Genomic DNA, 12,592 nt, shown 5'->3' with positions numbered 1-12,592 from the left:
CGCGCATCACAGGTCGGCCGGCAGCGGTGCGCGTAGCCACTTCTGCGAGATCGCGTTCATCGTGCCGTCCTTCTTCGCCGCGGCGATGGCTTCGTCGACCTTCTGCTTGAGGCGCGGCTCGTTCTTGTTCAGGCCCACGTGATCGGGCGAGCTGAAGAGCGAGAACTTCTGCTCGGGATCGTTCGACGGATGACGGGCGATGATCGTCGCGCCCACGTCGTTGCCCACCACGAGCAGTTGCGCCTGCCCGGCCAGAAACGCGGAGATCGCGCCGTTCGGGTCGTCGAATCGCTTGATCGACGCGGACGGCGGCGCGACCTTGCTCACGCTCAGGTCTTCCAGCGTGCCGCGCGCGACGGCCACGCTCTTGCCGGCAAGGTCGCCCGCGTTCTTCACGGGCAGCGACTTCGGACCGAATACGGCCAGGTTGTACGGCGCGTAGGCCTGCGAGAAGTCGATCACCTTTTCGCGCTCGGGCGTCTTGCCGACCGAGAGCAGCATGTCGGCCTTATGGTCGACGAGATACGCCATGCGGTTGTCGCCGGTGACCTGAATCAGTTCGACCTTCGCGTTGAGGGTCTTGCCGATCAGGCTGGACACGTCGATGTCATAGCCCTGCGGCTTCATGTCCGGCCCGATCGAGCCGAACGGCGGATAGTCCTCGAAGACGCCGATCCGGACGACGCCGGACTTGTTGATCGAGTCGAGCGCGTCGGCGTGCGCCAGCGGCGCGAATGCGCCGAGGCCCGCGATGCCCGAGAAGGCGAGGAGGGCGGCGGTGCGGGCGAGGAAGCGCTGCGCGGAAGTCGTCGTGTGCATGAAGGTCTCTCCTGTGTCGATACGGTGGGCGGCGTGAATTCAGTGCGCGGTGCGTGCCGCGATGAGCTTGCAGGCGTGCGGCGGAAGTTCCGCGAAGACGGGCATGCCGATTCGCAGGTCCGGCGTCTCGCGCGGCGTCGTGGCGGCGGTGAGCGTGACGCCCGCGCAATCGATGGTCGCTTCGAGCGACGCGCCGACATCCCGGATGAACGCCACCTTTCCGGCGAGCACGTTGGGCCCGGGATCGACGGCGCCGTTTACGGCTGTCCGCATGCAGACGTCTTCGGGACGAATCAGCAGGCGGACGTCGCCCGCCGCGCCGCGCGCGGGCGGTGCGGCATCGACGACGATCTGCTGGCCGCCCGGAAGCGCGATCCGGTCTCCGCCTTCGAGCGTGACGGGCAGGATGTTGCCGAGGCCGATGAAGTCGGCGACGAATTCGCTGACGGGATTGCGATAGATGTCGAGCGGCTTGCCGACCTGCGCGATGCGTCCTTTTTCCATGACGACGATCTCGTCGGCCATGGTCATGGCTTCGCGCTGGTCGTGCGTCACCATGATCGTCGTGATGCCGAGGCGCTGCTGCAGGAGACGGATCTCGACCTGCATCGCCTCGCGCAGCTTCGCGTCGAGCGCGGAGAGCGGCTCGTCGAGCAGCAAGAGCTTCGGCGACGACGCGATGGCGCGCGCAATCGCCACGCGCTGGCGCTGTCCGCCCGACAGCCGCGAGACCGGCCGGTCCGCCATGTGCGGCAACCGGATCAGATCGAGCAGCTCGGCGACGCGGCTGGCTTCCGCCTCCTTGCCGACCCGGCGAAGACGCAGCGGATAGGCGATGTTCTGCGCGACCGTCATGTGAGGAAAGAGCGCGAGCGACTGGAACACCATGCCGAAATCGCGTCGGTTCGCGGGCACGTCAGTCAGATCGCGGCCGGCGAAGGCGACCGTTCCGGACGACGCCGTTTCCAGCCCCGCGATGATGCGCAAGAGCGTCGTCTTCCCGCAGCCGGACGGCCCGAGAAAGCACACCAGCTTGCCGTCGGGCACGGCGAGATCGACATGATCGACGGCGTATGCGGCGTGGAAGCGCTTCGTTACCGCCTGAAGTGTCAGATGAGTCATGAGGGTTCCCCGGTTACAGCGCGACGCCTTCGTCGCCGACCAGCTTTTCGAGCAGCCAGATCAACGCAAAGTCGATGAGCACGATGACGACCGCGAACGAGAACACGGTCGGATCGAGCGAGGACACGGTGCGGCTGTACAGCCAGATGGGCAGCGTCATCGTGTCGATGCCGTACAGAAAGAACGTGACCGTGAACTCGTTGAACGAGACGATGAAGGCGAACAGCATGCCGGCGAGAATGCCGGGCCGCATGAGCGGCAGGACCACATCGACGATCGCGCGGCGCGGGCTCGCGCCCATCAGGCACGCGGCTTCCTCGAACTCCGGGCCGATCGCCGCGACCGAGGCGGCGCAGTTCTTCACCGTGAACGGCAAGGCGAGGATCACGTGCGCGATGATGAGCCGCAGAATGCCGAGCTCGACGGGCAGCACGTTGAACACGAGCAGCAGCGAGAGCCCGAGCATCACGAGCGGATAGACCAGCGGCAGCGCGACGAGCTGCTCGATAACCGCCTTGCCGCGGAAGCGATAGCGCGAGAGCGCGTAGGCGGCGGGCACCGAGACGGCGGTGGCGATGATCATCGTCGATACCGCGACGACGAGGCTCGTCGTGAGGGCCGTGCCCATCGAGAGCACATCGCTTGCGTCGGGCGATACGAACGTGTGCCACGCGGCCCGATACCAGCGCAGCCCGAAGCTCGGCGGCGGGAACTGGAGCGTGTCCGAATTGCCGAACGACATCGTCACCATCGTGAGGATCGGCAGGGCGGCGAGAAAGAGCACGACGGTCGCGAGCAGGCTGGCGGCGCGGCTCAGGCGTCCCGGCATGATCGCGGAAAGGCGCAGGGCGCTCATGAACGGGCTTCCTCCGTGCTTTGCATGCCGCGTACGAGCCGTTGCGATACCGACATGACGACGAGCGTCGCCACCATCAGCACCACGCCGGATGCCGACGCGGCGGGCCAGTTCAGAAGCGGCGCCACCTGGTCGTGCACGAGCACGGCGAGCATGGGCACGCGGCGGCCGCCCAGCAGCAGCGGCACGGCGAACGCGCTCGCGTTGTAGGCGAAGACGAGCAGCGCGCCGGAAACGAGACCGGGCATCGCGAGCGGCAGGACGATGTGGCGCAGCGTCTGCGAGCGCGTCGCGCCGAGCGTAGCGGCCGCTTCCTCGTAAGAGCGCGAGATGGCGCGCATGGCGCTCGCGAGCGGCAGCACGGCGAGCGGGAACGCGGTCTGGATCAGGCCGAGCAGCACGCCGTTCTCGCGATAAAGCCACTGCACCGGACGCCGCACGACGCCGGCCGCGAGCAGCGCGTTATTCAGCATGCCCGCCGGCCCGAGCATCACGAGCCAGCCGTAACCCTGCAGCAGCAGATTGACGAGCAGCGGCAGCAGCACGCCGGCAAGAAGGAGCCGGCGAGCGAGCCGCGATTCGGTGCGCGCCATCGCGAGCGCCACCGGAATCGCCAGCGCCACCGCGCAGACCATGCTCTCAAACGCGAGCTTGAGCGTCAGCCCGAGCGAACGCAGGAAGTACGAATCGGCGAGGTCCGCGTAATTGTGAAGCGTGAGTGCGCGCCATTCGTTCCCCGGCACGCCGAAGCTCATGCGCAGCACCGCGAGCGACGCCGCGACGAGCACGGCGAGAAACGCGAGGATCGGCGCGAGCAGCACCCACGGCGGCACCCTGGGCAGCGCGGGAGCCGACGTCTGTCCGGAGGCGGCGTCTGCCAGCGCTGCCGTCCTGCGGCGGAAATAGAGTGCGGACATGGAGCTCAGGCCGAGAAGATTTCCGTATAGCGCTTGATCCACGCCGGTTGCACCGCCGCCAATGCCTTGTCGTCGTGCAGCACGGCGTTCTCCGCGATTTGCTGGGGAGACGGCACGAACGCGCGGCTTTCGGCGGGAATCGCCGCCTTCGAGTTCACCGGACCGTTCAGCACGTCGGCGGCCATGCGGCCTTGCACGCCTGCGTCGAGCGAATGGTTGATGAACGCGTGGATCAGGTCGATGTCGCCCGGATGCGCCTTCGGTATGACCGTGAACATCAGCTGGGTGGCGAAGCCTTCCTTCATCCCATACGTGACGGCCATCTTGTACTCGGGCTTGCGCAATTGATCGGGGAAGAACGCCGGCGAGTAGATGCCGCCGATATCCAGCGAACCCGTGCGGAACAGGTCGGCGACCTGATTCGGATTCTCGCCGAGCGTGAGCACGCGGTCCTTGAGTTGCGCGAGCTTCGCGAAGCCCGGTTCGATGTTCTGCTGCGAGCCGCCCGCCATCTTGGCGGCGATGATCGCGAGATCGACCGCTTCGGCCCATTCCGGCGGCGGCAGGAAAATCCGCCCCGCATACTTGGGATCCCAAAGCGCTTCGTAGGTCGTGGGCGCCGTCTTGACCGACGACGTGCTGTAGACGAGACCGTCCGACCACAACAGATAGCCGATGCCGAAGCCGTTGGCGCCCGTTTGATACCGCGCGGCGACATCCTTCAGGTTGGGGAGTTTGTTCAGATCGGGCTTCATCAGCAGACCGGCATCCGCGAGACCCGAGGCGCCCACGCCCGCGAGCGTGATGACGTCGTAGGTCGGGCGGTCTCCGGCCGCTTTCACTTTCGCCACCATGCCGGAGGTGCCGTCGGCGCGATCGGCGATGACCTGCGCGCCGGTCTTCTGGCTGAACGTCGCGGCAATGTTGCGCAAGGCCGCCGCGCCGGTGTCGTCGGACCATGTGAGCAGGCGCAGCGTCTTGCCGGCGAAGCTCCTCTCCTGCGCCTTCGCGGTGCTGATGAACGGCATCGGCAGACTCGATGCGGCGAGCGCCATGCCGATGGTCTTGATGGCCTGCCTTCTGCCTCGTTTGATGTCATGCATGGTTCACTCCTCGCTGAACGTGCAGCAGTCGGTCAATGCGGTCGGTCGATCAACAGCGGCGTTGTGAGAGCACTCTAGGTACGCAAAATTTCGGCAACAATCGAAATCTCGGCATGGTTGCCATGAGCCGAACGCATGGCTCGGCCTTAACAAAAGCTTTCAGTCGGAATCGGCCGCAGTCAGCACCTGCTTGATTTCCTGGAAGGCCGCGAGTCCGAACGGCCCGAGTTCGCGGCCGATGCTGCTCTTCTTGAAGCCGCCCCAGGATGTCTGAGGAAAGATCAGTTGCGGCGCGTTGATCCAGACGACGCCCGCCTGCAACGCGGCCGCCACGCGCTGTCCGCGTGCCGCGTCGCGCGTGACGACGCTTGCGACCAGCCCGAACTCGGTGTCGTTGGCGGTGGCGATCGCTTCGTCTTCCGTGTCGAAGCTGCGCACGCACAAGACGGGTCCGAAGATCTCTTCGCGCCACACGGCGCTGCCGGCGGGCACGTCGACGAACATCGTTGGCTGCACGAAGTATCCGGGTCCGTCGGGCGCCTGGCCCTGGACCACGAGGCTCGCGCCGTCCGCCTTGCCCCGCGCGATGAAGCGTTGCACGCGTTCGTGCTGCGCGCGGTTCGTGAGCGGCCCCATCTGCACGGCGGCGGCGAACGGATCGCCGACGACGGTGCGCGCGACCCGGTCGGCGAGGCGAGCGATCAGCGCCTGCGCGAGCGGCCGTTCGACCAGCACGCGCGACGTGGCCGAGCACATCTGTCCGGCATTGAAGAACGCACCGCCGATGACGAGATCGACGGCGAGATCGAGGTCGGCGTCCGCGAAAACGACGATGGACGACTTGCCGCCCAGTTCGAGGCTCACGCCCTTGATGGACTGCGCCGCCGCCTTCATGACCTGCTCGCCGACCGCCGTGCTGCCGGTGAACGAGACCTTGGCGATGAGCGGATGCGTGGTCAGCGCCGCGCCGACATCGGTGCCGGCGCCGGTCACGATGTTGAACACGCCGGGTGGCAGGCCGGCCTGCTCGACGATCGCGGCCAGCGCCAGTTCCGGCAGCGGGGTGAATTCGGAAGGCTTGAGCACGACCGTGCATCCCGCGGCGAGCGCGGGCGCGAGTTTCCAGGCCGTGGTCACCATCGGGAAATTCCACGGCACGATCAGGCCGACCACGCCCGCGGGTTCACGGCGGATCACCGCGCGATGCCGGTCGCTCGGGATGGCGATCGCTTCGCCCGGTTCATCCAGCCGTTCGGCCAGCCCGGCGTAGTAGTCGAAGGTGGCGACCACGTCGCCGACATCGATGCGGGATTCGGCGATCGGCTTGCCGTTGTTGAGCGACTGAAGCGCGGCGAGTTGCTCGGCACTGGCTTCCACGCCGCGTGCGATCGCTCGCAGAAAGGCGGCGCGCGCGGCGCCCGAAGTCTGTTTCCAGGCGCGCCATGCGTGCGACGCGGCGCGCACCGCGCGATCGACGTCGGCGGGACCGGCCGCGTCCACTTCGGCGATCGTCTCTTCGGTCGATGGATTGATGACGGGCAAGCGTTGCCGCGTTTCGGGCGCGCACCAGCAGCCGTCGATGAAGAGCTGGGTGCGCAGCGGAAAGTCGAAGACGGGGCGTGCGTCCGCGTTCATGACGGCACCCGTGCAAACCAGTCGGCTTCGCGGACCTCGATCACGGTCGGGACGTCGCGCGATGCTGCGCGCCGCAGCTCGGCTTCGAGGGTCCGCGGGTCGTCGACTCTTGCGGCCTCGCATCCGAAGGCTTTGGCGAGCGCGGCGAAGTCGGGCGTGTAGATATCGACGCCGACGGGCGTGATATCGCGTTGCGCCATGTATTTGCGGATCTCGCCGTAGCCGAAGTTGTTCCACACCAGCACGATCACGGGCACGCGCGCCTCCACGGCGCTCGCCAGTTCCGGCAGCGTGAACTGCAGACCGCCATCGCCGATCAGGCAGACGACCGGCCGCCTGGGCGCGGCGAGCTTCGCGCCGATGGCGGCGGGCAGTCCATACCCGAGCGTGCCGTAGCCGGTCGACGAGTTGAACCATGAGCGCGGCGCCGGTGCATCGTGGAGAAAGTTGCCCGCGTAGACCGGGCTCGTCGAATCGCCTGCAATGACGACGCCGGGCAAGGTGCCGACGATCGTGTCGATCAGGCGCTGCTGCGAGCGCATCGCGGCGTCGTAGCCGGCCAGGTTGGCGGCCCGCACCGCGGCGACGCGCGCCGCGCCCCAGTCCGTCGCGGCCGGGCGAACGGGACGCTCGTGCAGTCTCGTCGACAGCTCGCTCAACGCCTCGCGCGCGTCGCTGACGATGGCCACATCCGGACGAACGTTGCGCATCAGTTGTTGCGCATCGATATCGATGCGGATGAGCTTGCCTGCGATCGCAAAGCCGCCGTCGAAGACGACGTCGTAATCGGTTTCGCCCAGTTCGGTTCCGACCGCGAGCACTACGTCGGCTTCGCGGATCATCGCGCGGGTGTGCGGCAGCGACTGCGTGGACCCGATGAGAAGCGGCTGTCCGGACGGCAGCAGACCTTTCGCATTGGTCGTGAGCGCCACCGGCGCCTGCAGCCGCTCGGCGAGTTCGCGCAGTTCGGCGGCAGCGTCGGCCGCGCCGCCGCCAGCGAGAATCAGCGGGCGGCGCGCCTCCGCGAGCAGTTCCGCGGCGGCGGCGAGCGCGGCGGGGTGTGCAGCGGGTTTCGCCGCACGCACGGCGCACGACGCCTCGATGACGCCCGCCGGCGACACGATGACGTCGAGCGGGATCTCGATATGCACCGGCCGCGGCCGGGCGCTCTCGAACACCGCGAACGCGCGGGCCAGCACCTGAGGCAGATCGGCGGCATCGAGCAAGGTGTGCGAGAACGCGCCGAGCCCGTTGAATACTTCGCGCTGCGAGGGCAGTTCGTGCAGGCGTCCGTCGCCGCTGCCGAGTTCGCTGCGCGCATTGACGCTCGATATCACGAGCATCGGGATGGAATCGGCATGGGCCTGTGCCATCGCGGTCGCGATATTGGTCATGCCCGGACCGGTGATGATGAAGCACACGCCGGGCTTGCCGGTGACACGCGCATATCCGTCGGCCATGAAGCCCGCGCCCTGTTCGTGACGGGGCGTCACGTGCCGGATCGACGAGCGCGCAAGACCGCGATAGAGCTCTACTGTGTGCACCCCCGGGATGCCGAAGACATACTGGACCCCGTAAATCTCGAGCAAGGTGACGAGCGATTCGCCACAGGTTCGATGGCGCGAGCCGGCCTGGCCGTTTGCCGTTCTCACGTTGCGATCGTCGAAGTGCCTGGTGGATTCACGAAGGTTCATCGGTCGTTGCATTCCTGATTGGTTGGACTGCGGAGGCGGCTGGGGTGCAATCATTCTCGACGCGGCTCCGTCGCGAAGCCAATCGAAAAGATCTCATGAGGCGCATCAGATTTCGGCATGGGTCAGGCAGGCCGCGCGTGGATGGATGGCAGCCCCGCGGCGGGCTCGTGCTCCGTGCTTCGGAAGCGCATCGCGGATCTTCAGCTCGGGACACGCGGCTGCGTGAAATGCGACGCTCGCGCTGGTCGGCGGACCGATCCGCATCGGCCTGACAGATGAAGAGGTGGAACAGCGCGGCTCGCCGGATCCGGATAGTCCCTCGACTGCAATAGTTATTCGGGAAAGCGCGCATAGCATCCGGCAAACGCTTCGTTTGCTCGCAATGGGGGCGAACGTACCATCATTCGTTCAACCCGCTCCCGGTCATTCCCGCCCGCCTGCCCATGAACGTTCCCCGCTATCCTTCCGCCGCGCTACGGCTCGATGCCGGCGCGCCCCCCGAACGGGACGACAAGCGCAAAAACGATACGCGCGCGCTAGTCGACCTGCCCACACGCGAAGCGGCGCAGGCACGCGCGCGCACGTTGAGCGCGCTGCGCTCGCGGGGTTTGCGCATCGGCGTTCCGCTCGCGTTGATCGTGTTGTGGCAGCTTGCATCCTCGCTGCAACTCGTCGCGCCCGAAACCTTGCCGCCGCCGACCGTCATCGTCGCGGCACTGAAGGAACTGATCGCGGACGGCGAACTGCAAAGCGCGATCGGCGTGTCGCTCGTGCGCGCGGCGACGGGCTTGGCCATCGGCGGCGGCATCGGTCTTTTGGCGGGCCTGTTTGCGGGCCTGTGGCGCGTCGGCGAAGAGATCGTCGATGCGCCACTGCAGATGCTGCGCACCATTCCGTTCATTGCCCTGATTCCGCTCTTCATCACCTGGTTCGGCATCGGTGAAGGCGCGAAGGTCGCCGTGATCCTCGCGGCCACCATCTTTCCGATGTATCTCAACACGTATGCCGGCGTGCGCGGCGTCGATCCGAAGCTGCTCGAAGCGGCGCGCGTTTTCGGGCTGTCGAGCCGGCAGATGGCGCTGCGCATCATTCTGCCGACGGCGCTGCCATCGATCCTCGTCGGCGTGCGCTATTCGAGCGCCGTCGCCTTGCTCGCGCTCGTCGTCGCGGAGCAGATCAACGCGCAGAACGGCATCGGCTACATCCTCGTGAACGCGAACCAGAATCAGCGCGCGGACATCATCATCGCGGGCATTCTGGTGTATGCGGCGCTCGGCATCGTCACCGATCTCGTGATGCGCGCGCTCGAACATCTCGCCCTGCCGTGGAGGCCGCGTTTTGAACTCGCCTGACATCGAACGCTCCGACGCGTTGCAACAGCGCGAAGCCGCGCTCGAACTCGACCGCGTGAGCCGCGTGTTCTCAGGGCGCGCGGTGCTGAAGGACGTCTCGCTCACCATCAGGCGCGGCCAGTTCGTGTCGATGCTCGGCGCATCGGGCGCGGGCAAGACGACGCTGTTGCGCATCCTCGCCGGGCTCGATCGCGCCGACAGCGGTCGCGTGCGCGTCGCGGGCGCGCGTTCCGTCGTGTTTCAGGAGCCGCGTCTCGTGCCCGCCAAGCGCGTATGGGAAAACGTCGTCATCGGCCACGACCGCCTGGGCGCGGCGAAGCAGTCCGCGCTCGCCGCGCTCGACGAAGTCGGCTTGTCGCGCCACGCGCAAGGCTGGCCGAAGACGCTTTCCGGCGGCGAGGCGCAACGCGTCGCGCTCGCGCGTGCGCTCGTGCGCGAGCCGAAGCTCTTGTTGCTCGACGAACCCTTCGCCGCGCTCGATGCGTTGACGCGCATCCGCATGTACGAACTCGTCGCGCGTCTGTGGCGCGCGCATACGCCTGCGGTCGTGCTCGTGACGCACGACATCGACGAAGCGATTCTGCTGTCCGATCGCATCGTCGTGCTATCGCAAGGCGAGATCAGCGCGGATGTGACGGTCGATTCTCCGCGTCCGCGTTCGCGCGGCGACGAGCACGCCATCGCGTTGCGCGCGCGGCTGCTCGCGGAACTCGGCGTCGACGACGCTGCATTGCAAGCCGCGTCCCGAAACGCGGCATGAAGACTTCATTCACTCAGACCACACGTTCATGCGCATCAGGAAACGCTTCATCGCTTTTTTCGTGACGAGTTTCGTCGCGGGGTCGTCGGCATCGTTCGCGCAAGGCGAACCGCTGACGCTCACGATCGGCACGCAGGACGCCGCATGGCCATTGATCGTCGAAGCGTCGCACGTGCTCGACGGCGCGCCGTACAAAGTCAAATGGGCCGTGCTGACCGGTCCGGCGGCGCAACTGTCCGCGCTGTATTCGAAGGTGCTCGATGTCGGGCTGATGGGCGATACGTCGCTCATCATCGAACAGGGCAACGCACGCACGCCGTGGACCGCGGACACCGCGCCCTTGCAGATCATCGCGGGCTGGCGCAATCCGGATAGCAGCTATCCGCCTATCGTCACGGTCGTGCGCAAGAGCGCCGACGTCAAGGACCTCGCCGATCTCAAGGGCAAAACGTGGGGCTATAACTTCGGCGGCTTCAACTATCTGCAATACGTGCTCTCGTATGTGAAGGCCGGACTCAAGCCGAAGGACTTCGAAGCCGTCAAGTTCGGCGACGGCAACGTGTCCGCGTCCGCGTTCAATGCGGGGCAGGTCGCGGTGTATTCGGGCGGCTACGGCCCGGTCAAGGAAACGGTGGACAAGGGCGATGCGCGCGTCATCATCAGGAGCGACGAACTCGACATACCGGCGTTGTCCGTGTTCACCGCCCGCACCGACGTGCTGCGCGATCCGAAGAAGAGCGAGGCGCTCGGCGACTTCCTCGGCCGCCTGAAGAACTCGTGGACGTGGTGGGCGCAGAACGTGCCGGCTGTCGAGAAGATCTATCTCGAGAAGATGAAGCAAAGCCCGGCGCGCGCGAAATTCTCCGCCGAAAACGGACGTTCCCGGTTCTATCCGCTCGACAAGGAACTTGTGGCGCGCGAGCAGAAGATCGCGGACACGCTCTATAAATCCGGCGACATCAAGAATCAGATCAAGGTGGACGTAGAGTTCAACCCGGTGTTCGACAGGCAGGCCGTCGCATCGCACTGAAGCTTCGCGGAAACGGCGTGCCTTTCGTGCTGAAGGCACGCCGTTTGACTTACACGTCGAGCTTCGTATAAGGATTCGCGTAAGTGAACGGATCGCAGAGTAGATCGTTCAACGCATACTGCCCGACCGCGTGATATTTCCACCGCACGCTGTCGTGCAAAGTGTGCGTGCGCGCATTGCGCCAATGCCGGTCGAGTTTGTGTTCGGAGCGCGTCGATTGCGTCCCCGCGAGTTCGAACAGCTTGTTCGATGCATCGAGCGCGAATCGCGTCGTGACGATCTTCGCTTCCGCCGTCGCGACGATGGCAGCGGCGACGGCCTCGCGCGGCGCGTCCGGGTCGCGCGCCCGGTCGATCGACTCGGCGGCGCGTGCGGTCAGCGCCTCGGCCGCATGCAAATCGACCGTCAGTGCGCCGATGTCGCGCAGCGTGTACGGGTCGTCCGTCGCATGCGATGCGCCGCTGCCGCGCGCGGGATGCGCGAACGCGTGCAGGAAGCGCTTGGTCTCATCGAGCGCGGCCCGGCCGATACCGAGATCGATCGCCGCATGGAGCACCTGCGACACGGCATTGGCCGCATCGATATACGGACGGCGCCCGCGCGCGACGATCTGCAGCGCATCGAGTTCGACCTCGTCGAGCCGCACCTGACCGCTCGCCGTCGTGCGCTGACCGAATCCCGACCAGTCGTCGATGACCTCGACGCCGCGCGCATGCCGTGCGACGAAAGCGGTCACGGGAAGACCGTCGTCATCGCGCGCGGCGACAGGAATCCAGTGGGCGAAAAGCGCGCCCGTCGAATACACCTTGCGGCCCGTCAGCACGAAGCCGTTGCCATTCGCGCGGCGGCGCACGCGCGTCTCGTGCTCCGAGGGCAGACGGTCGCCCGGTTCGGCGGTCGCATTGCCAAAGCGTTCTCCGGCGAGCGCGCGTGAAAAGAAGAAGTCCTGCTGACTCGGCGTGCCGTCGTGTCGCAGACGTTCGAGCGTCGCGAAGTGATTCTGCGGAATTTGCCCGAGCGACGAATCCGCCGCCGAGATCGTATCGAACACCTGCGCGATGGTGCGCACGGAGACATCGATGCCGCCGAATGCGCGCGGCACGCCGATGCCCCATAAGCCGCTCGCGCTGAACACTTCGATCTCGTCGAGCGGCAGCCGGCGATCGCGATCGCGCGCGGCGGCGTCGACGGCGAATTCGGCGGCGAGACGCCGCGCGGTGTCGAGGGCTTCGTCGTCCGAGCGGATGAGCGCCGCGCGCGTGAGTTGCTTGTCCTGTGTCATGCGGTTCCTGTCCTCTCGATGT

General features: G+C 66.6%; 11 protein-coding genes. 3 read left to right on the top strand and 8 right to left on the bottom strand.

Going from position 1 to position 12,592, the window contains the following annotated elements; translation table 11 throughout:
• Window positions 1-6: 6 nt before the first annotated feature.
• The 7 genes from LDZ23_RS34685 to LDZ23_RS34655 all read right to left on the bottom strand — a co-directional run bounded on the left by LDZ23_RS34685 (window position 7) and on the right by LDZ23_RS34655 (window position 8,146).
• Complete coding sequence (locus tag LDZ23_RS34685) at window positions 7-819, bottom strand: transporter substrate-binding domain-containing protein (protein WP_008345445.1); 813 nt, start codon at window positions 817-819, stop codon at window positions 7-9.
• 39 nt (window positions 820-858) lie between these two features.
• Entirely contained in the window at window positions 859-1,941 is a 1,083-nt protein-coding gene (locus tag LDZ23_RS34680; RefSeq protein WP_034471128.1) for an ABC transporter ATP-binding protein, read from the bottom strand.
• Between the two features lie 13 nt (window positions 1,942-1,954).
• Window positions 1,955-2,797 carry an ABC transporter permease gene (locus tag LDZ23_RS34675; protein ID WP_008345448.1) on the bottom strand — a complete coding sequence of 281 codons (843 nt, stop codon included), beginning with the start codon at window positions 2,795-2,797 and terminating at the stop codon, window positions 1,955-1,957.
• A complete protein-coding gene (locus LDZ23_RS34670) occupies window positions 2,794-3,714 on the bottom strand; it encodes an ABC transporter permease (protein ID WP_008345449.1) in 921 nt (306 codons plus the stop codon). Before LDZ23_RS34670 ends, LDZ23_RS34675 begins: the two co-directional genes overlap by 4 nt.
• Before the next feature lie 5 nt (window positions 3,715-3,719).
• On the bottom strand, window positions 3,720-4,817 hold the full coding sequence (locus LDZ23_RS34665; RefSeq protein WP_008345450.1) for an ABC transporter substrate-binding protein: 1,098 nt from the start codon (window positions 4,815-4,817) through the stop codon (window positions 3,720-3,722).
• Window positions 4,818-4,976: 159 nt separating this feature from the next.
• On the bottom strand, window positions 4,977-6,452 hold the full coding sequence (locus LDZ23_RS34660; protein WP_008345452.1) for an aldehyde dehydrogenase family protein: 1,476 nt from the start codon (window positions 6,450-6,452) through the stop codon (window positions 4,977-4,979).
• The gene (locus LDZ23_RS34655) at window positions 6,449-8,146 is read right to left on the bottom strand and encodes a 5-guanidino-2-oxopentanoate decarboxylase (RefSeq protein WP_008345454.1); all 1,698 of its coding nucleotides are present in this window, start codon (window positions 8,144-8,146) and stop codon (window positions 6,449-6,451) included. Before LDZ23_RS34655 ends, LDZ23_RS34660 begins: the two co-directional genes overlap by 4 nt.
• A 443-nt stretch (window positions 8,147-8,589) precedes the next feature.
• On the opposite strand from LDZ23_RS34655, the gene LDZ23_RS34650 reads away from it, so the two are divergent.
• The 3 genes from LDZ23_RS34650 (at window position 8,590) to LDZ23_RS34640 (ending at window position 11,288) form a co-directional block, all read left to right on the top strand.
• Entirely contained in the window at window positions 8,590-9,498 is a 909-nt protein-coding gene (locus LDZ23_RS34650; RefSeq protein WP_244808887.1) for an ABC transporter permease, read from the top strand.
• Window positions 9,485-10,258 (top strand): ABC transporter ATP-binding protein, encoded by a 774-nt coding sequence (locus LDZ23_RS34645; protein ID WP_008345456.1) that lies wholly within the window; start codon window positions 9,485-9,487, stop codon window positions 10,256-10,258. The genes LDZ23_RS34650 and LDZ23_RS34645 overlap by 14 nt, the downstream gene beginning before the upstream one ends.
• Window positions 10,259-10,319: 61 nt before the next feature.
• Complete coding sequence (locus LDZ23_RS34640) at window positions 10,320-11,288, top strand: ABC transporter substrate-binding protein (protein ID WP_235366136.1); 969 nt, start codon at window positions 10,320-10,322, stop codon at window positions 11,286-11,288.
• 49 nt (window positions 11,289-11,337) lie between these two features.
• On the opposite strand, the gene LDZ23_RS34635 is transcribed toward LDZ23_RS34640, so the two are convergent.
• Window positions 11,338-12,570 carry an SfnB family sulfur acquisition oxidoreductase gene (locus LDZ23_RS34635; RefSeq protein WP_008345458.1) on the bottom strand — a complete coding sequence of 411 codons (1,233 nt, stop codon included), beginning with the start codon at window positions 12,568-12,570 and terminating at the stop codon, window positions 11,338-11,340.
• Between the last annotated feature and the right edge of the window lie 22 nt (window positions 12,571-12,592).

The organism is Caballeronia zhejiangensis (genome assembly GCF_022879815.1).
Taxonomy (GTDB): domain Bacteria; phylum Pseudomonadota; class Gammaproteobacteria; order Burkholderiales; family Burkholderiaceae; genus Caballeronia; species Caballeronia zhejiangensis.
The sequence above is the reverse complement of the archived record's forward strand: the minus strand, read 5'-3'. Positions and strand labels throughout refer to the sequence as shown.